This is a genomic window from Streptomyces sp. NPDC025784, assembly GCF_055558435.1.
This window is the reverse complement of record NZ_JBVHMN010000001.1, coordinates 242,382-264,795: the sequence shown is the minus strand read 5'-3', so window position 1 is coordinate 264,795 and position 22,414 is coordinate 242,382. Positions and strand designations below refer to the sequence as shown.

Below are 22,414 nucleotides of genomic sequence, written 5' to 3'. Positions count from 1 at the left end.
CACTGACCCACTGACCCACTGACCCACTGACCCACTGACCCACTGACCCACTGACCCACTGACCCACTGACCCACTGACCCACTGACCCACTGACCCACTGACCCCGGGCCACCTGAGCCGTGGCGCGCGGGCCGCCCGGCCCCACGCCGTGACGAGGCCGCCCGGATCTACGACGTGACGAGGTCGCCCGTGTCCACCGGCCTCGTCGCGTCCGCCGCCCGCTGCGCGTCGCCCGCGACCTCGTCCGCCGTCAGCACGTAACCGGTCTCGCTGTCCGAGGTCGAGCGGGCGAAGACCACGCCGTAGACCCTGCCGTCGGTGGTCAGCAGCGGGCCGCCGGAATTGCCCGGGCGGACGGTGGAGCGGACCGAGTAGATCTCACGGGTGACGGTGTCCGAGCTGTAGATGTTCTGGCCCGTCGCGTCGATGCGGCCCGCGACCGTGGCCGCCTGGAGGTCGAGGCCGCCGTCCTGCGGATAACCCGCCACGACCGCCGAGTCGCCGCGCGAGGCGGTGTCGTCGAAGCGGAGCGCCGGCGCGCGCAGCCCCGGGACGTAGAGGACGGCGACGTCCTTCTGCGGATCGAAGAGCACGACGGTGGCCTCGTACGCCTCGCCGACGCCGCCCACCCGCACGGTCGGCTGGTCGATGCCGGCCACGACATGGGCGTTCGTCATCACGTGTTCGGACGTGTACACGAAGCCGCTGCCCTCGCGTCCCTGGACGCCGGAGCTGCCCTCCACCTTGACCGTGCTGAGTTTCGCGGCGTTCGTCGCGGCCGTCGTGACGCTGTCGCCGGAGGGCTTGGCGACGCCCGTCGTCGGCTCGCTCTCGAACGGGTTGAAGACCTGGGGGAAGCCGGCCTCGGTGAGCGCGGAGGTCGCGCGCGAGAACCAGTCCGGAGTGGTGTCCGGCATCGTGTCCTGGACGGCGCCCAGCAGCGCCGAATTGCGGATCGACTGCGTCACCACCGTCGACGAGGACGCGCCCAGGACGCTCGCGGCCACCCAGGCCACCAGCAGCACCGCCACCGTGTTGGCGGCGGCCCCGCCGATGCCGTCCGCCACCCGCAGCGGTCCCCGGTCGAGCTCGCGGCGCAGCTTGAGCGCCAGCCTGCCCGCCATCTCGTGGCCCACCACCGCCGGCACCAGCACCGTGAGCACGGCCGTCACCGTCGCCGCCGGGGTCCCGGCCGCGACCAGGTCCATGATCCACGGCAGCACCCACACACCGATCACGGCACCGCCCACGAATCCCGCCAGGGACACACAGCCGGCGACCAGGCCGCGACGGTAGCCGGACGCCGCGTAGACCAGGATCACCAGCATCAGCAGGAGGTCGAGCACGTCCACGGAGCCGCCTTTCTCTCGGGCCCCTTAGTACGCGTGGGGCGGGCCCAGTGATCAGGCACGCGCGCGTGGCGCCGGGGAAAGGGTCACACACGCGTGGACCTGCAAAAACGACTCGGACCGGAACAATGGTTCCACCGGGTGGCACAGCACACATCGCGGACGGTGCGGATCGGGGCCAGGGTGTCTTCATGCGTGTCTTCCGGAAGACGCGGGGGGCACGGGCGCGAGGCGCGGGGCGACCGCGGTCCGCGGTGCTCCGCCGGCTCCGGGCGGGCGGGCTCGGCGCGCTGTGGCCGCGCCGGCCGCGCCGGTCCCGTGGCGCGCCCCGACGCCCGCGGCGCGGGCGGTTCCTGCCGTGGAGTGCGCGGGCGCCGCACGCGCCCGGCTTCCCGGACCGCCTGCCGCGGACCGTGCGCGTGCTGCTCGGCTGTGTGCCCGGCCTCGCCGCCGTCCTCGCGCTCGTGATGTGCGCGGCCTCGGTGGACCGCACGCAGACCGAGCCCGCCCGGCCGTCCGCCGCCCGGCCCGCGGCGGCCCACCCCGGCCCCCGGCCGCCGATCGTGCCGCGCTCGAAGTGGCTGGACGCCGCGAGCACGCACGCCCAGCCGGCGCCGCGCTACGACGACCAGGTCGTCGCGGTCTTCGTCCACCACACCGATTCGCCGAACGGCTACGACTGCGCCGACGCGCCCCGCATCATCCGCGACCTCTACGCGGGCCAGACGGGCGCCAAGGACTGGGACGACATCGGCTACAACTTCCTCGTCGACCGCTGCGGCACCATCTACGAGGGCCGCGCGGGCGGCATCGACCGGCCCGTCACCGGGGCGCACACACAGGGCTTCAACCACCGCACCGCCGGGGTCGCGGCCATCGGCACCTTCACGTCCGGGACGCCGGTGCCGCGGGCGATGACCGACGCCATCGCCCGCCTCGTCGCCTGGAAGCTCGGCAGCTCCGACACCGACCCGCGTGCCACCGTGCGACTGCGCTCCAGCAACAGTCTGAGCCGGTTCTCCGCGGGCACCTCCGCCGCGCTGCCCACCGTCGCCGGCCACAACGCCGCGTTCATGACCACCTGTCCCGGGGCGGCGCTGACGGCCCGGCTCCCCGCGATCAGGGACGAGGCCGCCCGCCTCCAGGGCCGCTGAGGCCCGCCGCGCGCCACGGGAGCGGCGCGCGCGCCCGCACAGCCATGGTCACAGCACCGCCGCAGGCGGCTCACAGACTCCGCAGAGCCGGGCCTCCTACCGTCGTCGCAGGCACTGACCGGAGGTGGGGATCATGACGAACGGCGGGACGAGGACCATGCGCGGAGTGGCCGGCTGGGCCAGGACGGCGCGCAGTCCGTGGACGGTGGTCTGCGCGGTGGCGACGGTCGTCCTGGGGCCGACGGCGGTCACGGCGTCCGCCCTGGACCAGGCGAACGCGGCCCCGCTGCACCACGCCGTACGGGCCGAACAGCCCCAGGCCCACCTCCCCGCGGAGACCGGCCGCCGACGCGTGCCGGCATGAGCCGCCGACGCGCGGTGGCATGAGGGAAGGCGGACGCCCGGTGGCGGACGGCCGGCCGTGACGGGCGGGACGGTGACACCGGGACGGCCGGCCGCTGAGGCCGCGTCAGTCCCTGAAGCGGTCCCACAGCTTGGGGTAGCGCTCCGCGATGACCGCCTCGTTCTCGAAGTCGAGCGGTGTGCCCTCGGGTTCCGCGGCGGCGGGCGGGATGCCGAGGTCGGGCGCGACGGCGCCGGTGAGCTGCTCGTAGGCCTCGTCGGCCGAGTAGCCCAGCTCCTCGCCGTCGCCGTCGATCTCCTCGTCGAAGTCGTCCAGGAGCTCGGCGAGGGAGTCCGGGTCGTGCACCGCGCCCTCGAAGACCTCCCGGCCCTGGCCGATCAGCCAGCACCGGAAGAAGTCGAAGGCGTCGTCGCTGGCGCCGTCGAGCAGCACCCAGGCGGCACCCCACAGGTCCCAGCGGTACGCGCGGTTGTAGCGGGACTCGAAGTGCCGGGCGAAGTCCAGGACCAGATCGGGGTCCAACTGCACGAGCCGCTCGACGAGCAGGTCGGCCTGCTCCTCGGGGTCGCCCTCGGCGGCCGCACGGGTGGTGTCCACCAGCTCCCAGAACTCCGTCTCGTCCATCACGGGTCCAGCATCGGGCCTGGACGGGAGGGACGCACGTGGAGTGGAGCAGATTGTTATGCGTGCACATGCCGAAGGTAAAACCACCGGGTTCATACGCATTTCAAGCGCATCTCAGGAGTGCTTCGCGCCGGAGGCGGGGCCGTCGGGGTCAACTCGCCCGTACAGCGCCGCGAGCCGGGCCGCGTCCTTCCCGAAGCGGTCCCGCAGCGCCGCCGGGGAGAGCACCTCCACGTCCGGCCCGAGCCCCATGAGCTGGGTGCGGGCGACCTCCTCGGACTCGACGGGAAGCGTGACGGTCAGCCAGCCCCCTTCGTCGGGGGCGCCGCACTCCTCCAGGGCCTCCTTCGCCGAGGGGAGACCGACGGCGTACGGCAGTCGTCGTACGCCGTCCGGGGACAGCCGCACGACGACCTCGGACCGCAGGATGGACCGGGCGAACTGCTCGGCCCGCTCGTCCCAGAACGCGCGCAGATCGAAGTCGTCCTCGCGCCGGAACCGCTCGTCGGAGGCGTCGACGCTGCTGAACCGGTCGATGCGGTACACCCGGAACGACCCCGCGTCGGGCACCCGCGCACACACGTACCAGACACCCGCCTTGAGGACGAGGCCGTACGGCTCCAGGGCGCGCCGCACCTCCGCCTCGCCGCGCCGGTACCGCGCCACGACGAGCCGGTCGTCCCAGACCGCCTCCGCCACCGCGGGCAGCAGCTCGGGCGTCTCGGGCTCGCTGAACCAGGCCGGCGCGTCCAGATGGAACCGCTGCGCCGCCGTGCGCGAGGCGTCCCGCAGGGACGGCAGCAGCGCCGCGGACACCTTCAGCCGGGCCGCCGACGCCGTGTCCTCCAGGCCCATCTCGCGCAGCGCCCCCGGCACCCCGCTCAGGAACAGTGCCTCCGCCTCGCTCCGCGCCAGTCCCGTCAGCCGCGTGCGGTAACCGCCGACCAGGCGGTAGCCCCCGGCGCGCCCGCGGTCCGCGTACACCGGGACGCCCGCCTCCGAGAGCGCCTGCGCGTCGCGCGTGACCGTCCGCTCGGACACCTCCAGCTCCCGCGCCAGCTCGGCGGCGGTCATCGACGCCCGCGACTGGAGCAGCAGCACCATCCTGATCAGCCGGGCAGCACGCATGGGTTCATGATGCCGGGCACCACTGACAACGGACCGGCGGGACAGGGACCGAAAACGCGCGGGGGCACGGCGACCGCCGTGCCCCCGCACCGGATCGCCGCGCCCCGCACCGGGTCACCCCGGAACTCTTCGGGTGCTACAGGCCGTAGCGCTCCCGGGCCTCCTTCACGGCCGACGCCTTGACCTCGCCGCGCCGCGCGAGCTGCGCCAGCGCAGCGACGACGATCGACTGGGCGTCCACCCCGAAGTGGCGGCGGGCCGCCTCACGGGTGTCGGACAGACCGAAGCCGTCGGCACCGAGCGAGGAGTAGTCCTGCTCGACCCACTGCGCGATCTGGTCCGGGACCTGGCGCATGTAGTCGGAGACCGCGAGGACCGGGCCCTCGGCACCCTGCAGCGCCTGGCGTACGAAGGGCACTCGCTCCTCGCCGCGCAGCAGCGCCGCGTCGGCCTCCAGCGCGTCGCGCCGCAGCTCGGTCCAGGAGGTCGCGGACCACACGTCGGCGGCCACGCCCCACTCCTCGGCGAGCAGCTTCTGGGCGTCGAGCGCCCAGTGGATCGCCGTGCCGGAGCTCAGCAGCTGGATGCGCGGGGCGTTCGCGACGGGGGACAGGCCCGCCGACTCGGCCGTGTTGAAGCGGTACAGGCCCTTGACGATGCCCTCGTCGATGCCGAGACCGGACGGCTTGGCCGGCTGCGGGATCGGCTCGTTGTAGACCGTCAGGTAGTAGAAGACGTTCGGGTCCTCGCCCGGGGCGGCCTCGCCGTACATCCGGCGCAGACCGTCCTTGACGATCGCCGCGACCTCGTAGGCGAACGCCGGGTCGTACGTCAGCGCGGCGGGGTTGGTGGCCGCGATGACGGGGGAGTGACCGTCGGCGTGCTGGAGGCCCTCGCCCGTCAGCGTCGTCCGGCCGGCCGTGGCGCCGACCAGGAAGCCGCGGCCGAGCTGGTCGCCGAGCTGCCACATCTGGTCGGCCGTGCGCTGCCAGCCGAACATCGAGTAGAAGATGTAGAAGGGGATCATCGCCTCGCCGTGCGTGGCGTACGCGGTGGACGCGGCGATGAAGTCCGCCATGGAACCGGCCTCGGTGATCCCCTCGTTGAGGATCTGGCCGTCCTTGGCCTCCTTGTAGTACATCAGCTGGTCGCGGTCGACCGGCTCGTACGTCTGGCCCTTGGGCGAGTAGATGCCGAGGGACGGGAAGAGGCTCTCCATGCCGAAGGTGCGCGCCTCGTCCGGGACGATCGGCACCCAGCGCCTGCCGGTCTCCTTGTCGCGGACCAGGTCCTTGACCAGGCGGACGAACGCCATGGTGGTGGCGACGTTCTGCGAGCCGGAGCCCTTGTCGAAGGAGGTGAACGCCTTGTCGGCCGGGGCGGGCAGCGGGGCGAGTGCGTGCGTGCGGCGGGCCGGGGCCAGGCCGCCGAGGGCCGCGCGGCGCTCCTGGAGGTAGCGGACCTCGGGGGAGTCGGCGCCCGGGTGGCCGTAGGGCACCGTGCCGTCGGCGAACAGGCTGTCGGAGATGGGCAGTTCGAGCAGGTCACGCATCTGCTTGAACTCGTCCGTCGTCAGCTTCTTCATCTGGTGGTTGGCGTTCTTGGACGCGAAGCCCTCGCCGAGCGTGAAGCCCTTGACCGTCTGGGCGAGGATCACGGTCGGCGCGCCCTTGTGGGCCAGGGCCGCCTTGTACGCGGCGTAGACCTTGCGCGACTCGTGACCACCGCGCGAGAGGTGGAAGCACTCCAGGATCTTGTCGTCGCCGATCAGCTTCGCCATCTCGGCGAGCGCCGGGTCCTTGCCGAAGAAGTCCTCGCGGATGTAGGCGGCGTCGCGGGTCTGGTACGTCTGCACCTGCGCGTCGGGTACCTCGCGCAGCCGGCGGACGAGCGCGCCGGTGGTGTCGAGCTGGAACAGCTCGTCCCAGGCCGTGCCCCACAGCGTCTTCACGACGTTCCAGCCGGCACCGCGGAACTGGGCCTCCAGCTCCTGCACGATCTTGAAGTTGGCGCGGACCGGGCCGTCGAGGCGCTGGAGGTTGCAGTTGATGACGAAGGTGAGGTTGTCGAGGCCCTCACGCGAGGCCAGCGCGAGTGCCGCCGTCGACTCGGGCTCGTCCATCTCGCCGTCGCCGAGGAACGCCCACACGTGGGACTGCGAGACGTCCTTGATGCCGCGGCTGGTGAGATAGCGGTTGAAGCGCGCCTGGTAGATGGCCGACAGCGGGCCGAGGCCCATGGAGACCGTCGGGAACTCCCACAGCCAGGGCAGGCGGCGCGGGTGCGGGTACGACGGCAGACCGTTGCCCCCGGCCTCCTGGCGGAAGTTGTCGAGCTGCTGCTCGGTCAGCCGGCCGTCGAGGAAGGCGCGGGCGTAGATGCCGGGGGAGGCGTGGCCCTGGATGTAGAGCTGGTCGCCGGACCCGTCGGCCTCCTTGCCCTTGAAGAAGTGGTTGAAGCCCGTCTCGTAGAGCCAGGCGGCGGAGGCGAAGGTGGCGATGTGGCCGCCGACGCCGTGCTTGCTGCCGCGGGTCACCATCGCGGCCGCGTTCCAGCGGTTCCACGCGGTGATCCGGCGCTCCATCTCCTCGTCGCCGTCCACGACGGGCTCGGCGGCGGTGGGGATGGTGTTGACGTAGTCGGTCTCGAGCAGCTTGGGCAGCGCGAGACCGTTGCCCTCGGCACGCTCCAGAGTGCGGCGCATCAGGTATGCGGCACGGTGCGGCCCGGCTGCCTTGGCGACGGCGTCCAGGGAGGCCTGCCATTCGGCGGTCTCCTCCGGGTCGCGGTCGGGGAGCTGGTCGAGCTCGCTGGGCTGGATCGCGGTGGGGTCGGTCATTGCGCCGCCTTCCGGATGCGGAGGGGGTTCCCTCGTCGGTAAGGGGTTTTCGGGGGTGCCCTTGGTCTTTGGCAGGACAGGGCGGCGGGCTCTTGTGGGAGCCCGACGTGACTGTAACTCCCTGATCGATGATCGATCAAAGGGTTGAAGGGGAAAACCTCTTCAGACCGAGAAAGTCGGCACGGGGTGCCTTCGCGCCAGGCACGCGGTGCCTTGAAATCGAAGGTTTTCGCAGGTGGAACGACGTCTGAGCGCGCGAGCGCTCCGCTGTTCAGGGCCTCGGCGCGCAGCCCAGCACATGCGCCTTCACCAGGTCGGCGATCAGCGGGTCACGGCGCCGGAAGGCGTCCACGAGAGCCTCGTGCTCCTCCGCGTACGACTGCTGGACCGTCCCCAGCCAGCGGATGGACAGGGCCGTGAAGACCTCGATGCCCAGGCCCTCCCAAGTGTGCAGAAGGACGGAATTGCCCGCGGCGCGCACCAGTTCGCGGTGGAAGGCCACCGTGTGACGGACCTGCCCGGCACTGTCCGACAGCCGGTCGGCCTCGTACAGCGCCGTGACGTGCGGCTCCAGCGCCGAGCAGTCCTCGGCGAGCCGCTCGGCCGCCAGCTCCGCCGCGATGGCCTCCAGACCCGCCCGCACCGGATAGCTCTCCTCCAGGTCGGCCGCGGTCAGGTTCCGCACCCGGACGCCCTTGTTCGGCGCCGACTCGATCAGCCGCAGCGACTCCAGCTCACGCAGCGCCTCCCGCACCGGCGTCTGGCTGACCTCCAGCTCCGTCGCGATCCGCCGCTCCACGATCCGCTCGCCCGGCTTCCAGCGCCCGCTCACGATCCCCTCCACGATGTGCTCGCGGATCTGTTCGCGCAGCGAGTGGACGACGGGCGCGGTCATGAGGGCTCCTTCGGAGGCTCTGAATCCAATATTGCGGCCCGAAGGGCCTCGTTGAGGGGCGGTGGCAGTGCGGCGGGCGGGCTCCGGTGCCGTTCGACGTTTAGACAATAAGGCCGCACCGCTGCCGGTGAGGGGCGCTCGGGGGCGCTTTCGTGCAGGTGAGACGAGACTTACACGCTGTCAGCGCGTCCACGCCTGTAAAGACCCGTACCGGCTGGTGCCCGGACCGGTCACGTCCGTGTCACCCGGAGAACCCACGGGGCCCCGTCCGCAGTGGCGAGGGGCAGAGGGGTCGCCGCCGTCGGCACCCCCGCCAGGTCAGGGGGATGTCATGAAGGGTCGGGTACGCGCACTTCGCTGGGCGGTCGTGGCAGCGGCGGCAGCGGCGCTCGTGGGCACGGCGACCGGCTGCCGGCCGATGGACACGGGCGCCGCCGCCCCGTCCGGCGGTACCCGCACACCGGTCTCCCCGTCCGCCTCGGGTGCCGCCGGTCAGCCCGCGGGACCCGGCGGCGCCTGCGTGTTCGTCAAGCCCGACGGCGCGCAGAAGTTCGGTCACACCGGCTGGGGCTTCCGCGTCACCGGGACCGACCGCTGGGAGTACGGCGCGGTGGAGAACCCGAGCAACGCCCTGTACACCCCGCCCGGCGGCGACATCGGGGCCTGGCACACGCAGGGCTCCTACACCCGGATGCTCAGCGACATGTCCCGCGACGCCCACTACCCCGGTACGTCCTCGCACCCCTACAGCCGATACCGCTGCACCGGCTCGCCGGCCGGTGACGTCGCCGCGGCACGCGTGATGATCCGCACGGTGGAGAGCCGCGGCTTCCTCGTCGGCGTCGACCCCGCCACGGGGGAGCTGGGCTCACGGGACTGCCTGGACGCGACGTACGACGTGCTGAAGGCCTACCGGGCGCGCCATCTCACACCCGCCTACCGGACGGAGATCCCCAACCTGTGGGTGGAGACGCTGGTGTCGTGGACGGACGAGAAGCTGACGCCGCGGCACTAGGCCCTGTCCCGTCCGACCCCGCAAACATGCCGCCCCCGCCCGGGTCTCCGGGCGGGGGCGGCATGTCTGCGCGGGTGAGGACTACAGGCCGAGCTCGACCTCGAACTCGCCGGCCTCCAGGATCGCCTTGACCGCGGTCAGGTAACGGGCCGCGTCGGCGCCGTCCACCAGACGGTGGTCGTAGGACAGGGTCAGGTACGTCATGTCGCGGACGCCGATGACCGTGCCCTCCTCCGTCTCGATGACGGCCGGACGCTTGACCGTGGCACCGATGCCCAGGATCGCGACCTGGTTCGGCGGCACGATGATCGTGTCGAACAGCGCGCCGCGCGAGCCGGTGTTGGAGATGGTGAAGGTCGCGCCGGACAGCTCGTCCGGGGTGATCTTGTTGGCGCGGACCTTGCCCGCCAGGTCCGCCGTGGCCTTGGCGATGCCGGCGATGTTCAGGTCGCCCGCACCCTTGATGACCGGGGTCATCAGGCCCTTCTCGGAGTCCACCGCGATACCGATGTTCTCGGAGTCGAAGTAGCTGATCGTGCCCTCGGCCTCGTTGATCCGGGCGTTGATGACCGGGTGGGCCTTCAGCGCCTGGGCCGCCGCCTTCACGAAGAACGGCATCGGGGAGAGCTTGACGCCCTCGCGGGCCGCGAAGGAGTCCTTCGCCTGCGCGCGGAGCTTCATCAGGCGGGTGATGTCGACCTCGACGACCGAGGACAGCTGGGCCTGCTCGTGCAGGGCCTTCACCATGTTGTCGCCGATGACCTTGCGGATGCGAGGCATCTTGACGGTCTGGCCGCGCAGCGGCGAGACCTCCAGGGCCGGGGCCTTCTTGGCGGCCGGCGCCGCGGCGGCGGGAGCCGGAGCGGCAGCGGCGGCCTTCGCGGCCTCGGCGGCGGCGATGACGTCCTGCTTGCGGATACGACCGCCGACGCCGGTGCCCTTGACGGAAGCCAGGTCGACGCCGTTCTCGGCGGCGAGCTTGCGCACCAGCGGGGTCACGTACGCACCCTCGTCGGTGGCCTGGGCGGCAGGAGCCGGGGTGACCGGGGCGGGTGCGGCGACCGGCGCGGGAGCCGGAGCGGCGGGCGCGGCCGGAGCCGGGGCCGCTGGCTGGACCGGAGCCGGGGCGGCGGCGGCCGGAGCCGCGGGAGCCGGAGCGGCCGGAGCAGCGGGCGCCGGAGCGGCAGGGGCGGCAGGGGCGGGTGCCGGGGCGGCCGGAGCCGCGGGCGCGGCGGCGGCGGGAGCGGCACCGGGCGCACCGATGACGGCGAGCTTGGCGCCGACCTCGGCGGTCTCGTCCTCGCCGACCACGATCTCCAGCAGGACGCCGGCCACCGGCGCGGGGATCTCGGTGTCGACCTTGTCGGTGGAGACCTCGAGCAGCGGCTCGTCCTCCGCGACCTCCTCGCCGACCTGCTTCAGCCAGCGGGTGACGGTGCCCTCGGTGACCGACTCGCCCAGCGCGGGCAGCACGACGTCGGTGCCGGAGGCGCCGCCGGCCGGGGCAGCGGCAGGGGCGGGGGCGGCGGGCGCCGGAGCCGCGGGGGCCTCGGCGACCGGAGCCGGCGCGGCGGGGGCCTCGGCGGCAGCCGGGGCGGGGGCGGCGGCGGGCGCGCCCGTGCCGTCGTCGATGACGGCCAGCTCGGCGCCGACCTCGACCGTCTCGTCCTCGGCGACCTTGATGGACGCCAGCACACCGGCGGCGGGGGAGGGGATCTCGGTGTCGACCTTGTCGGTCGACACCTCCAGCAGCGGCTCGTCGGCCTCGACGCGCTCGCCCTCGGCCTTCAGCCAGCGGGTGACAGTGCCCTCGGTGACGCTCTCACCGAGCGCCGGAAGGGTTACGGAAACCGCCATGGTTTCTGTTGCTCCTTACGATGGGATCTCCCCGGTCCGAGCGGTGTCGAGAGCCCGGGGAGGGTGCGGAAGTCTGTGGTCGTCGCGCCCAGGTGCGACGCGGTGACTGAGATCGGCGCGAGCCGGATCAGTCGTGCGAGTGCAGGGGCTTGCCCGCGAGGGCCAGGTGGGCCTCGCCCATTGCCTCGTTCTGCGTCGGGTGGGCGTGGATGAGCTGCGCCACCTCGGCGGGCAGCGCCTCCCAGTTGTAGATCAGCTGGGCTTCGCCGACCTGCTCGCCCATACGGTCGCCGACCATGTGGACGCCGACCACGGCACCGTCCTTCACCTGGACGAGCTTGATCTCGCCCGCGGTGTTCAGGATCTTGCTCTTGCCGTTGCCCGCGAGGTTGTACTTCAGGGCGACGACCTTGTCCGCACCGTAGATCTCCTTGGCCTTGGCCTCGGTGATACCGACGGAGGCGACCTCCGGGTGGCAGTACGTCACCCGCGGCACGCCGTCGTAGTCGATCGGAACGGTCTTCAGACCGGCCAGACGCTCCGCCACCAGGATGCCCTCGGCGAAGCCGACGTGCGCGAGCTGGAGCGTGGGGACCAGGTCACCGACGGCGGAGATCGTCGGGACGTTCGTCCGCATGTACTCGTCGACCAGGACGTAGCCGCGGTCCATCGCGACGCCCTGCTCCTCGTAGCCGAGACCGGCCGAGACCGGGCCGCGGCCGACGGCGACGAGCAGGACCTCGGCCTCGAACTCCTTGCCGTCGGCGAGGGTGACCTTGACACCGTTCTGGGTGTACTCGGCCTTCGAGAAGAAGGTGCCCAGGTTGAACTTGATGCCGCGCTTGCGGAACGCGCGCTCAAGAAGCTTGGAGGAGTTCTCGTCCTCGACCGGGACGAGGTGCTTCAGGCCCTCGATGACCGTCACGTCGGTGCCGAAGGACTTCCACGCCGAGGCGAACTCGACGCCGATGACGCCGCCGCCGAGCACGATCGCGGACTGCGGGACGCGGTCCAGGACCAGCGCGTGGTCGGAGGAGATGATGCGGTTGCCGTCGATCTCCAGGCCGGGCAGCGACTTCGGCACGGAGCCGGTCGCCAGCAGCACGTGGCGGCCCTGGATGCGCTGGCCGTTCACGTCGACCGACGTCGGGGAGGACAGCCGGCCCTCACCCTCGATGTAGGTGACCTTGCGGGAGGCGATCAGCCCCTGAAGGCCCTTGTACAGGCCGGAGATCACGCCGTCCTTGTACTTGTGGACGGCCGCCACGTCGATGCCCTCGAAGGTGGCCTTGACGCCGAACTGCTCGCTCTCGCGGGCCTGGTCGGCGACCTCGCCGGCGTGCAGCAGGGCCTTGGTGGGGATGCACCCACGGTGCAGGCAGGTACCGCCGACCTTGTCCTTCTCGATCAGGGCGACGTCCAGGCCCAGCTGCGCTCCGCGCAGCGCCGCGGCGTAACCGCCGCTACCGCCGCCGAGGATCACTAGGTCGAAAACGGTGCTGGCGTCGTTCGCCACGTCACGTCCTCCATGCATGTGCGCCGTACGCCGGGCACCTTTGTCCCTTGCGGGTGGTTGACCGGTCGGTCGGCTGGTGTCCGGCCGCTCTTTCTTCGGCCCTGTGGTGGGGGCCCTGTCCTGCCGAGAACCCATCTTTGCACTTGTCGAGGGCGAGCGAGACGCCGGGCCGGTCTCTCGGACGTCTGATCCATCACGTCGACGGGGTACGGGCGCACCAGAACCTGCGGATTTCGTCGAGGGCGAAACCCTCGTGCGGCCGAACGGACGGCCCCGGGGCGGCGACGCCCCGGGGCCGTGCAACGGGCAGGGGCCTCAGCCCAGGTCGCCCGCCGCCGTCAGCTCGGCGAGCCGGACCAGGGTGCGGACCGCGGAACCGGTGCCGCCCTTGGGGGTGTAGCCGAAGGGACCCGCCTCGTTGAACGCCGGGCCGGCGATGTCGAGGTGCGCCCAGGTGATGCCCTCGCCGATGAACTCGCGCAGGAACAGGCCGGCGACCAGGCCACCGCCCATGCGCTCGCCCATGTTGGCGATGTCGGCGGTCGGGGAGTCCATGCCCTTGCGCAGGTGCTCGGGCAGCGGCATCGGCCAGGACTCCTCGCCGACCTCCTCGGCGGCCTCGACGATCGAGCCGCGGAACGCGTCGTCGTTGGCCATCACGCCGAAGGTGCGGCTGCCCAGGGCCAGCACCATCGCGCCGGTCAGCGTCGCCACGTCGACGATCGCGTCCGGCTTGTCCTCCGACGCCTTCCACAGCGCGTCGGCGAGGACCAGCCGGCCCTCGGCGTCCGTGTTGAGGACCTCGACGGTCTTGCCGCTGTACATGCGCAGCACGTCACCGGGACGGGTGGCGGAGCCGGACGGCATGTTCTCGGCCAGCGCGAGCCAGCCCGTGACGTTGACCTCCAGGCCCAGACGCGCGGCGGCGACCACCGCGGCGAAGACCGCCGCGGCACCGCTCATGTCGCACTTCATCGTCTCGTTGTGGCCGGCCGGCTTGAGGGAGATGCCGCCCGAGTCGTAGGTGATGCCCTTGCCGACGAAGGCCAGGGACTTCTTCGCCTTGGGGGAGGTGTACGACAGCTTCACCAGGCGGGGAGCGGCGGCCGAGCCCGCGCCGACGCCGAGGATGCCGCCGTAGCCGCCCTTCGCCAGAGCCTTCTCGTCGAGCACCTGCACCTTGATGCCGTGCTCCTTGCCGGCCGCGGTGGCGACCGCGGCGAAGGCTTCCGGAGTGAGGTCGTTCGGCGGGGTGTTGATGAGGTCGCGGGCGCGGTTGAGTTCCTCGGTGACGGTGGTGGCGCGCGCGACGGCCGCCTTGTACGCCGCGTCGCGGGGCTTGCCGCCGAGCAGGGCGGCCTCGGCCAGCGGGGCCTTGCCGTTCTTGGCGGCGCTGCCGCCCCGGCCCGTCTCCTTGTACGCGTCGAAGGCGTAGGCGCCCAGGCGGGCACCCTCGGCGACGGCACCCGCGTCGGCGGCGTCCGCGACCGGCAGGGCGAACGCGGCCTTCTTGGCCCCGGCGAGGGCGCGGGCGGCGACACCGGCGGCGCGGCGCAGCGCCTCGGCGGAGAACGACTCGTCCTTCTCCGGGACCGCTCCCAGGCCCACGGCCACTACGACGGGGGCCTTGAAACCGGAGGGTGCGGGCAGCTTGGTCACCTCGCCCTCGGCACCGGTGGCGCCGAGGGTCTCCAGGGTCGCGGCGAGCCCGCGGTCGTACGCCTTGTCCACGGCCTCGGCGCCCGGTGCGACGACCGGGCCCTTGGGGCCCTTCGCGACACCGACGACGATCGCGTCGGCCCGCAGACCGGACGCTGCGGCGGTGCTGAGAGTGAGAGCAGTCACGGTGGTGAAATCTCGCTTCCGTTGAAGTTGCTGTGGCCGAGTGGGGTTGGGTCGACCGGGCCCGACGGCTGACCCTAGAACCGGCCTGAGGGGCGGTCCTTGCCGGGGCCCTCGAAGGGACGGGCAAGTTCCCGGGACGAGCCTACGCTCGGGGCCGGGTTTCGCTCATTCCTGCGGACGTTCACCGTCTGGTGGCGCAGCGGCCGATTCTCGTCCCTCACTCCCCGTGTCCTGAGACACACTCATCGCGTTCTCGTGAGCGCAACGCTCACGTCTTCGCATCATTTCCACGGATTCTCCTCGGTCTCGACCAAAGGGCCGAAAGAGGATCTTTCGAGGGGGAGGGACAACACATGGCGCAGAGTGCGCACCGAAGGAGAAACGCGGCCGCCGTCGTGGCGGCCACCGGACTGCTCGCGCTGGGACTGGGGGCTCCCGGCGCCGCCGCGGCCACCACGCCGCGCATCGACCTCAAGGTCCTGGTCGTCGACAACGGCGGCGGCCAGGTCGGAGCCATCGCGGCCGAGCTGAAGAACACCGGCATCCCGTACACCACGGTCGACCTGTCCGACACGGGTCGCCCGACCATCGACGCGGCCTTCCTGAGCGACACCGTGAACGGCACGCCGCGGGCCAAGTACCAGGCCGTCGTCCTGCCGAACGAGGCGCCGTTCGGCCCGGGCTCCGCCGAGCAGACGGCCCTGGAGGCCTACGAGAAGACGTACGGGATCCCGCAGGTCGACGCCTACACCTGGGCGCACCCCGAGGTCGGGCTCGACTACACCGACCAGAGCGGCGGCTGGTCCGGCGTGCTCGACGGCGTGCGGACCCAGGTCACCACCGCCGGCCGGTCGGGCCCCTTCGGCTACCTCGACGGACCGCTGACCTTCGAGGACAACGACCCCGCGGTGCAGGAGAGTTACGGCTACGCCGCCCATCCGCGGGAGGGCTTCACCAGCTATCTGGACGCGCCCAGCGGCGGCAGCATGCTCGGCGAGTACGCGCACGACGGGCGCCGCGAACTCGTGGTGACCTTCGCGTACAACCAGTACCAGCAGCAGTTCAAGGTCCTGGCCCGCGGCATCGTCGAATGGCTCACCCAGGGCGTGCACCTCGGACAGAGCCGCAACTACTTCTCCGTCCACGTCGACGACGTCTTCGCGCCCGACGCCCGCTGGGACACCGGGCGGAACTGCACCCCAGGCGACATCGACTGCGTGGGCGGCGGCGAGGAGACCGCGCCGATCCGGATGACCGCGGACGACGCCGCCTACGCCGCCCAGTGGCAGCAGAGCAGCGGCTTCACGCTCGACATGGTGTTCAACGCGGGCTCCGGCGAGGAGTGGAAGACCGAGAACGGCGGGGCCGACCCGCTCGCGGCGAAACTGCTCGCCGACAAGGCCAAGTACCGCTGGGTGAACCACACCTACACCCACAAGTTCCTCGGCTGCGTCCAGGACACCACGACCGTGCCGTGGACCTGCGCCAAGAACGCGAACGGCTCGGTCCAGTACATGAGCCGCTCCGACATCTCGGCGGAGATCCGCAACAACTACAACTGGGCGGTCGGAAAGGGCCTCCCCGTCGACCGCACCGAACTGGTCACCGGTGAGCACTCGGGCCTGAAGACACTGCCCCAGCAGCCGGCCGACAACCCGAACCTCGCCGGCGCCCTCGCCGACAACGGCATCAAGTGGACCGGGTCCGACAACTCCCGCGAGCCCGCGCAGCGCGCGGTCGGCAACGCGCTGACCGTGCCCCGCTACCCGATGAACGTGTACTACAACGTCGGCACGGCGGCCGAGATGGCCGACGAGTACAACTGGATCTACACGTCCAAGGCCGACGGCGGCAGCGGCATCTGCGAGAACAACGCCACGTCCACCTGTCTGCCGGCACCGCTCGACACCGCCACCGGCTACGCCTCGTACATCGTCCCGCAGGAGGCCCGCATCGCGCTCGGGCACGCCATCGGCAACGACCCTCGCCCGCACTACGTCCACCAGTCCAACCTGGCCGAGGGCCGGATCCTGTACCCGGTCCTGGACAAGGTCCTCGACGGCTACAAGGCGATCTACGCCGACAACTCCCCGCTGGAGAACCCCCGCCAGAGCGCCGTCGGCACCGAGCTCCAGCGCCGGGCGGCCTGGCAGACCGCGGTCGCGAACGGCCGCGTCACCGCCTACCGGATCGGCACCACCGTCACCGTCACCGCCCCGTCCGGGACCCAGATCCCGGTGACGGCGCCCGAGGGGACCAAGAAGCAACTCCTCATCGGCACCAACGCGTTCGGGACGCCGTACGGGGGCAAGCGCTCGGCCTGGACCACGCCGGAGCTGCTGCAGTCCGCTCTCAAGCTCACCCTGCCCTCCGCCTAGGGCGGCAGCTCACCCGCACGACGCGCACCCCGGCCCGCAGCGGCCGGGGTGCGCTCCGAGCCGTGATCAGGGGGTCTGGGGGCGACGGTTCCCCCAGAACGAACAGGCACAGGGGGAACACGCATGATGCGCAACGGCCGTCATGTCACCATGCTCACCGAAGGAACCTATCCACATGTCCACGGCGGCGTCAGCACCTGGTGCGACCAGCTCGTCAAGGGCATGCCCGAGGTCGACTTCCATGTCGTCTCGCTCACCGGCAGCGGCCGCGAACCCGTGACCTGGGAGCTGCCGCCCAACATCTACCGGCACACCTCCGTCCCGACCTGGGGCCCGCGGCCGGGTCGGGCGCGGGCGCCACGCGGCCGGTCCCGGCGCCGGTTCGCCGAGGCGTACGAGCGTCTCCTGCTCGCCTTCCTCGACCCGGACACGTCCGAGGACTTCGGCGCGGCACTGTACGAACTGGCCGAACTCGCCCGCGCGGGAGGTCTGTCGGCGGCCCTGCGCACCGAGGACGCGCTGCGCTCGCTCATGTGGATCTGGACGCTGCCGCACCTGCCGACGGCCGAGGCCCATCCCACCGTCCACGACGCGCTGACCGCGACGGACCTGCTGGAACACGCGCTGCGCCCGCTCGGCGTCCGCATCCCCGAGGACTGTGTGGCACACGCCGTCAGCAGCGGTCTCGCCACCCTGCCCGCGCTGGCCGCGCACCACCTCGACGGCGTCCCGTTCCTGCTCACCGAGCACGGCATCTATCTGCGCGAGCGCTACCTCGGCTACCGCGGTGACGAACAGCGCTGGCCCGTCAAGGCGTTCATGCTCGCCTTCTACCGCGAGCTGAACTCCCTGGGCTACCGGGCCGCCGACCTGATCACGCCGTGCAACCAGTACAACCGCCGCTGGGAGGAGCGCGGCGGCGCCGACTCCGACCGGATCCGCACGGTCTACAACGGCGTCGACCCGCACGCCTTCCCGCACGCCGGACCCGAACCCGACGTCCCCACCCTCACCTGGTGCGGCCGCGTCGACCCCATCAAGGACCTGGAGACCCTGCTGCGGGCGTACGCCATGGTGCGCGCCGAGCTCCCCGAGACCCGGCTCAGGCTGTTCGGACCGGTCCCGCCCGGCGGGGAGGCCTACCGCACCCGCCTGGAGAAACTCGCCGCCGAGCTGGGCGTGACGGACGGGCTGACCTTCGAGGGCCGCATCAGCGAGGTGTGGCGTGCGTACGCCGCGGGTCATGTCGTGATGCTCTCCTCCATCTCCGAGGGCTTCCCCTTCTCGATCATCGAGGCGATGTCCTGCGGCCGTACGACGGTGTCGACGGACGTCGGCGGGGTGCGCGAGGCGGTCGGCGACACCGGTCTCGTGGTCCCGCCCCGCGAACCCGAGAAGATGGCCGCGGCGGTCCTCACCCTGCTGTGCGACGACGAACGGCGCCGGGAACTGGGCGAGTTGTCCCGCAGCCGGGTGATCGACCGGTTCACGCTGCGCCGCTCCGTGGACGCCTTCCGGACGATCTACCAGGAGCTCGCCGGGCAGCCCGAGGTGTACGAGCCCGCCGTCGAGACCGTCGCCGACTGGACCGTCGAACTGCGCGACCCCTGGTACCAGGCCGTCGCCACGGACGGGACCGGCTGGTGAGCGAATCGCTGCAGGTGCCGCCCGGCGCCCACGAGGAGACCCTGTCCCAGGTGCCCCGGCAGCGCCGCTCGCCGAGCTGGGCGGGGCCCGACCCGGTCGAGGAACTCGCCGGACGGCTGGAGGAGTTCATCGCGTCCGCCGTGCACCCGGACGAGGTGGCCGCCCTGCTCGAGTCCGACGGCATGTCGGACGGCCGGATCCGCGAGCACTACGGCGTGGAGAACTCCTTCGCCCTTGCCGAGCAGTTGTACGCGCGGGTCGACCGCCACTACCCGGAGCCGGCCGCTCCCGCCCGCGACCCGTGGGCTGTCGGACTGTTGGCGTGTCTGCTGCGGGGCGTCGTGTTCGCCCTCCCGGCACTCGCCTATGTCCTCGGGGCGCCGCTCCTGGCCGGCCCGAAGGACGCGTTCGGGCTCCCCGCCGGGACCGTCCCGCTGCTCGCCGGCGCACTGTGCGGCTGGACCTGGAACCAGGGACTGGCCCACCGGGCGTACTCCTGGCTGGGCCTCGGCGACCGGTCCGCCGCCCGCCGCAGCCTGCTCCTCGGCGCGCCGGCGGGCGCACTGCTCGGCGCCCTGGTCGCCGTGGCGGTGGCGGGCACCGCCCATCCCGCCGCGGCGGTCTTCGCCACCGGGCAGTCCTGCTATCTGGGCGCGGCCACCGTCCTGCTGGTGACGGGCCGCGAACGCGCCCTGCTGATCGCCCTGCTGCCGATGACGGCGGGCGCGCTCCTGGACCTGGCGCACCCGGTGCCCGGGCCCGTCGGATGCCTTCTGCTGCTGGGCTCCCTGGCCGCGGTGGTGGCCCTCGCGCTGCGCGAAGTCGCCCCCGCCGTCAAGGAGTCGGGCGGCGGCACATGGACGGCGGGTCTCGTCGCGCTGCTGCCCTTCGGGGCGTTCGGCGCGGCACCACGCCGGACGCGCACCGCGGCACCCGGGCTCGCCGGCTCCGTGCCGTACGCCTCGTTCGGCCTGGGCAGCGGGGTCCTCGTGCTGTACGCGGCGCTCGCGGACGTCCTGGCGGGCGGGCGCAGCGCGGTGGCGGCACCCGCCGCCGTGGCGCTCACCCTCAGCATGGGGCCCGCCGAATGGCTGCTGCACCGCTTCCGCGGCGGGAGCCTCGCGGGACTGCGCTCCAGCAGCACGCCGAGAGCGTTCCGGCGCAGCACGGCACGCACGGCGGCCGTGTGCCTGGCGGGCTACCTGGCCGTGCTGCTCGGCCTCGCCCTCGCCATCTCCGCCGCGTGGCCGCACGGACCGGGCCTCGGCGGGGTACGCCTGGCCGCACTGCTCCTGCTGGGGGTGGTCCTGTGGACGGGGCTGCTGCTCCAGTCGTTCGGCGCCGTCGTCGGCGCGGCGTCGGTCTGCTGCGCGGCGGCGCTCGCCCAGACGGCCGGGCCCGTCACGCACCCGGGCGGCCCGCACTGGGTGGCGGCGGCCGTGTACGGCGCGGCGGCCGCGGCACAGGCCGGGCTCGTCTGCAGGCTGCTGGGAAGGGCGACCGCGCACCGATGAACACCGAGGGCACCCTGCTGGTGCCGTACTACGAGCACCCCCGTGTCCGCCCCGCCGCATGGGAGGCGCTCCGCGCCGCCGCGCCCCGCCTGCACGGCGTCGTCCTGAACCCGGCCGACGGCCCCGGCGAGCACCCCGACGGGGCCTTCGCCGAGATCGCCGGGCGGCTGCGCGCGGCCGGCGTCCGGGTGCTCGGGTACGTCGACACGGGCTACGGCCGCAGACCGCGCGCCGAGGTCGTGCACGAACTGTCCCGGCACCGTGCCTGGTACCGGGCCGACGGCGCGTTCCTCGACCAGGCCGCCGCGTCCGACGCCGAGTTCGACCACTACCGGCGGCTCGCCACGGACGCCCGGGAGCTGGGCTGCGGCACCCTCGTCCTCAACCACGGCACGGCTCCGCACCCCGCGTACGGCGGCATCGCCGACGTGCTCGTCACCTTCGAGGGCGGGTGGGACACCTATCGCGGTGGCCCGCTGCCGCCGTGGACGGGGACCGGCGCGCGGGTGTGCCATCTCGTCCACGGGGTGCCCGCGGGCACCGACGTGGCGGCGCGCGCCCGGGACCGGGGCGCCGCACTGCACTGCGCGGTCCCCGGGACCGGTGCCCACCCGTGGGGCACCCTTCCGTACGGCCTGGAGCCCGCCCCGCCGTCCGCCGACGGATGACCGGGGCCGCTTCCGGTACGGCCGGTCAGTAATAAGAGGGAGCGGGCGGCGGCGCGGGGACGGCGGCGGGCGTGCCGAGCCCCAGACCCGTGACCGCCGTCCCGGCCACCCGGTCGGCCAGGGAACGGCCGGCCGGCGCCAGCACGGGCAGCGCGTTGAGGAGGAAGACGACGACGGCGACGGCCCACACCAGCACCGAGAGCACGAACTCGCCCTCGACCAGCAGGACACAGGCCAGCGCGTACACGGCGACGTCGGCCGTCGTCGTCACGGCGGCCCGCAGCGCCGCCCGGCGCGGCCGGCTCGGTGCCACCTTGAGCCCGAGCAGCGCCTTGCCGAGCGTCCGCCCGGTCAGGGCGAGCGCCGCCCACTGGTAGAGGAAGGTGGCGATCACCAGCAGTCCGAAGGCCTGCTCCACGTCCCGGACCACCTTGCGCCACAGGGACAGCCCGAAGCCCTCGGAGGCGTCGAGGACGTCGCCGCGCGAGGTGAGGATGTCCCAGCCGCCCCGTGTCGCCAGGTCCGGCACGTCCGTCACGAGTGCCGAGATCCGGTGGAAGGTGAGCACGGCCAGCGCGGACGCCGCCGCGAGCACCAGTGCGAAGTCGATGAACCAGGCCATGAAACGCCGAGTCTTCGGCACAGACGTCCCCCGATCACGATCCGTGTCTGTTCGGCGGCTCAGACTAGTGGGGGCGGCGGGGCACGAGAGCCGTTCTCCGGGGTTCGTTCCACCGTGGTGACAGTGGTGACGCAACGGCGATCCGAGCGGTGCGGGAAGGGCCGGGCGGGGTGTGGTGTCAGCCCAGCGACACAACGACGAGCGCGGTCGTCGCTGCCGTCTCGGCGAGGCCGCCGAACACGTCACCGGTGATGCCGCCGAAGCGGCGCGTGCAGTGCCGCAACAGCAGTTCGGCCGTCGCGCAGGCGGCGGCCACCGCCACCGCGGCGCGCGCCGGGTCGTACGTCCCCAGCAGCGTGCCCGCGCCCGCCGCCGCGGCGACGACCGCCGCCGTCACGAGCAGGGCGCCGCGCACCGGCACGGTGCCCGCGACCGCCGCGCCCAGACCCTCGGGACGGGCCGGCGGCACGCCCGTGCGAGCGGCCAGCGTGAGCGCGAGCCGCGCCGAGACCGCGGAGACGACCGCCGCGAGGACGCCCCGGGCCCACGAGGCGTCGTAGGCCTGGAAGAGCGCGGCCACCTGGGCGAGCAGCACGAACAGCAGGGTGATCACACCGAACGGGCCGATGTCCGACTGCTTCATGATCCGCAGCGCGTCCTCGGCGGGTTTGCCGCTGCCGAGCCCGTCCGCGGTGTCGGCGAGGCCGTCGAGGTGCAGGCCGCGGGTCAGCGCGGCCGGTACGGCGGCACTCGCCACGGCGGCGAGCAGCGGTCCCGCGCCCATGGCCAGCAGGGCCACGCCGAGCAGGGCGGCGCCCGCCCCGACCACCAGACCGGCCAGGGGCGCGCACAGCATTCCGCCCCGGGCGGCGGCACGGTCCCAGCGGGTCACCTTCACGGGGAGCACGGTGAGCGTGCCGAAGGCGAAGCGGAGGCCGTCGGAGAGCGAGGACTTGGGCGCGGTCGTGGACACCGGCGCAGAGTACCCGGGCGCTCCG

The 22,414-nt window shown here is 72.6% G+C and carries 17 protein-coding genes; 7 read left to right on the top strand and 10 right to left on the bottom strand.

Annotated elements, in window-relative coordinates; translation table 11 throughout:
• Nucleotides 1-168: 168 nt before the first annotated feature.
• A complete protein-coding gene (locus tag ACZ4IF_RS01150; RefSeq protein ID WP_359502024.1) occupies nt 169-1,353 on the bottom strand; it encodes a MarP family serine protease in 1,185 nt (394 codons plus the stop codon).
• A 416-nt stretch (nt 1,354-1,769) separates the two neighbouring features.
• On the opposite strand from ACZ4IF_RS01150, the gene ACZ4IF_RS01145 reads away from it, so the two are divergent.
• Together ACZ4IF_RS01145 and ACZ4IF_RS01140 are read left to right on the top strand one after the other, a co-directional pair.
• Complete coding sequence (locus tag ACZ4IF_RS01145; protein ID WP_467558428.1) at nt 1,770-2,504, top strand: peptidoglycan recognition protein family protein; 735 nt, start codon at nt 1,770-1,772, stop codon at nt 2,502-2,504.
• A 133-nt stretch (nt 2,505-2,637) separates the two neighbouring features.
• The gene (locus ACZ4IF_RS01140) at nt 2,638-2,868 is read left to right on the top strand and encodes a hypothetical protein (RefSeq protein ID WP_467558426.1); all 231 of its coding nucleotides are present in this window, start codon (nt 2,638-2,640) and stop codon (nt 2,866-2,868) included.
• Nucleotides 2,869-2,973: 105 nt separating this feature from the next.
• Here ACZ4IF_RS01140 and ACZ4IF_RS01135 read toward each other — a convergent pair whose 3' ends face one another.
• The 4 genes from ACZ4IF_RS01135 to ACZ4IF_RS01120 all read right to left on the bottom strand — a co-directional run bounded on the left by ACZ4IF_RS01135 (nt 2,974) and on the right by ACZ4IF_RS01120 (nt 8,354).
• Nucleotides 2,974-3,492: a DUF4240 domain-containing protein gene (locus ACZ4IF_RS01135; RefSeq protein WP_467559911.1), complete on the bottom strand. Its 519-nt coding sequence runs from the start codon at nt 3,490-3,492 to the stop codon at nt 2,974-2,976.
• A 114-nt stretch (nt 3,493-3,606) separates the two neighbouring features.
• Nucleotides 3,607-4,620, bottom strand: coding sequence for a helix-turn-helix transcriptional regulator (locus ACZ4IF_RS01130; protein WP_467558424.1), 1,014 nt, complete (start codon nt 4,618-4,620; stop codon nt 3,607-3,609).
• A gap of 136 nt (nt 4,621-4,756) precedes the next feature.
• Nucleotides 4,757-7,459, bottom strand: coding sequence for a pyruvate dehydrogenase (acetyl-transferring), homodimeric type (gene aceE / locus ACZ4IF_RS01125; RefSeq protein ID WP_359502017.1), 2,703 nt, complete (start codon nt 7,457-7,459; stop codon nt 4,757-4,759).
• Nucleotides 7,460-7,730: 271 nt separating this feature from the next.
• The gene (locus ACZ4IF_RS01120; protein ID WP_028805183.1) at nt 7,731-8,354 is read right to left on the bottom strand and encodes a GntR family transcriptional regulator; all 624 of its coding nucleotides are present in this window, start codon (nt 8,352-8,354) and stop codon (nt 7,731-7,733) included.
• Nucleotides 8,355-8,685: 331 nt separating this feature from the next.
• Between ACZ4IF_RS01120 and ACZ4IF_RS01115 the strand changes: the two genes are divergently transcribed.
• On the top strand, nt 8,686-9,369 hold the full coding sequence (locus ACZ4IF_RS01115; RefSeq protein ID WP_467558420.1) for a hypothetical protein: 684 nt from the start codon (nt 8,686-8,688) through the stop codon (nt 9,367-9,369).
• Nucleotides 9,370-9,450: 81 nt separating this feature from the next.
• Here ACZ4IF_RS01115 and sucB read toward each other — a convergent pair whose 3' ends face one another.
• From sucB to ACZ4IF_RS01100, 3 genes are all read right to left on the bottom strand, one after another.
• Nucleotides 9,451-11,226, bottom strand: a complete 1,776-nt coding sequence (gene sucB / locus ACZ4IF_RS01110; RefSeq protein ID WP_467558418.1) for a 2-oxoglutarate dehydrogenase, E2 component, dihydrolipoamide succinyltransferase — start codon at nt 11,224-11,226, stop codon at nt 9,451-9,453.
• Between the two features lie 127 nt (nt 11,227-11,353).
• A complete protein-coding gene (gene lpdA, locus ACZ4IF_RS01105) occupies nt 11,354-12,742 on the bottom strand; it encodes a dihydrolipoyl dehydrogenase (protein WP_345643384.1) in 1,389 nt (462 codons plus the stop codon).
• Between the two features lie 315 nt (nt 12,743-13,057).
• Entirely contained in the window at nt 13,058-14,587 is a 1,530-nt protein-coding gene (locus tag ACZ4IF_RS01100; RefSeq protein ID WP_467558416.1) for a leucyl aminopeptidase, read from the bottom strand.
• 353 nt (nt 14,588-14,940) lie between these two features.
• Here ACZ4IF_RS01100 and ACZ4IF_RS01095 point away from each other — a divergent pair, with 353 nt between their 5' ends.
• The 4 genes from ACZ4IF_RS01095 to ACZ4IF_RS01080 all read left to right on the top strand — a co-directional run bounded on the left by ACZ4IF_RS01095 (nt 14,941) and on the right by ACZ4IF_RS01080 (nt 20,794).
• Nucleotides 14,941-16,965 (top strand): hypothetical protein, encoded by a 2,025-nt coding sequence (locus tag ACZ4IF_RS01095; protein ID WP_467558414.1) that lies wholly within the window; start codon nt 14,941-14,943, stop codon nt 16,963-16,965.
• Nucleotides 16,966-17,088: 123 nt separating this feature from the next.
• Nucleotides 17,089-18,612, top strand: coding sequence for a GT4 family glycosyltransferase PelF (pelF, locus tag ACZ4IF_RS01090; protein WP_467558412.1), 1,524 nt, complete (start codon nt 17,089-17,091; stop codon nt 18,610-18,612).
• On the top strand, nt 18,609-20,126 hold the full coding sequence (locus ACZ4IF_RS01085) for a hypothetical protein (protein WP_467558410.1): 1,518 nt from the start codon (nt 18,609-18,611) through the stop codon (nt 20,124-20,126). The genes pelF and ACZ4IF_RS01085 overlap by 4 nt, the downstream gene beginning before the upstream one ends.
• Nucleotides 20,123-20,794, top strand: a complete 672-nt coding sequence (locus ACZ4IF_RS01080) for a spherulation-specific family 4 protein (RefSeq protein ID WP_467558408.1) — start codon at nt 20,123-20,125, stop codon at nt 20,792-20,794. Before ACZ4IF_RS01085 ends, ACZ4IF_RS01080 begins: the two co-directional genes overlap by 4 nt.
• A gap of 25 nt (nt 20,795-20,819) precedes the next feature.
• Here ACZ4IF_RS01080 and ACZ4IF_RS01075 read toward each other — a convergent pair whose 3' ends face one another.
• Nucleotides 20,820-21,416, bottom strand: coding sequence for an RDD family protein (locus ACZ4IF_RS01075; RefSeq protein ID WP_467558406.1), 597 nt, complete (start codon nt 21,414-21,416; stop codon nt 20,820-20,822).
• A 178-nt stretch (nt 21,417-21,594) separates the two neighbouring features.
• Nucleotides 21,595-22,389, bottom strand: a complete 795-nt coding sequence (locus ACZ4IF_RS01070) for an adenosylcobinamide-GDP ribazoletransferase (RefSeq protein WP_467558404.1) — start codon at nt 22,387-22,389, stop codon at nt 21,595-21,597.
• Between the last annotated feature and the right edge of the window lie 25 nt (nt 22,390-22,414).

Coding starts and splice junctions, on each gene's coding strand:
- ACZ4IF_RS01140 (WP_467558426.1), top strand. CDS start 2,638: ATGACGAACGGCGGGACGAGGACCATGCGCGGAGTGGCCGGCTGGGCC.
- ACZ4IF_RS01135 (WP_467559911.1), bottom strand. CDS start 3,492: ATGGACGAGACGGAGTTCTGGGAGCTGGTGGACACCACCCGTGCGGCC.
- ACZ4IF_RS01130 (WP_467558424.1), bottom strand. CDS start 4,620: ATGCGTGCTGCCCGGCTGATCAGGATGGTGCTGCTGCTCCAGTCGCGG.
- aceE (WP_359502017.1), bottom strand. CDS start 7,459: ATGACCGACCCCACCGCGATCCAGCCCAGCGAGCTCGACCAGCTCCCC.
- ACZ4IF_RS01120 (WP_028805183.1), bottom strand. CDS start 8,354: ATGACCGCGCCCGTCGTCCACTCGCTGCGCGAACAGATCCGCGAGCAC.
- ACZ4IF_RS01115 (WP_467558420.1), top strand. CDS start 8,686: ATGAAGGGTCGGGTACGCGCACTTCGCTGGGCGGTCGTGGCAGCGGCG.
- sucB (WP_467558418.1), bottom strand. CDS start 11,226: ATGGCGGTTTCCGTAACCCTTCCGGCGCTCGGTGAGAGCGTCACCGAG.
- ACZ4IF_RS01095 (WP_467558414.1), top strand. CDS start 14,941: ATGGCGCAGAGTGCGCACCGAAGGAGAAACGCGGCCGCCGTCGTGGCG.
- pelF (WP_467558412.1), top strand. CDS start 17,089: ATGATGCGCAACGGCCGTCATGTCACCATGCTCACCGAAGGAACCTAT.
- ACZ4IF_RS01080 (WP_467558408.1), top strand. CDS start 20,123: ATGAACACCGAGGGCACCCTGCTGGTGCCGTACTACGAGCACCCCCGT.
- ACZ4IF_RS01075 (WP_467558406.1), bottom strand. CDS start 21,416: ATGGCCTGGTTCATCGACTTCGCACTGGTGCTCGCGGCGGCGTCCGCG.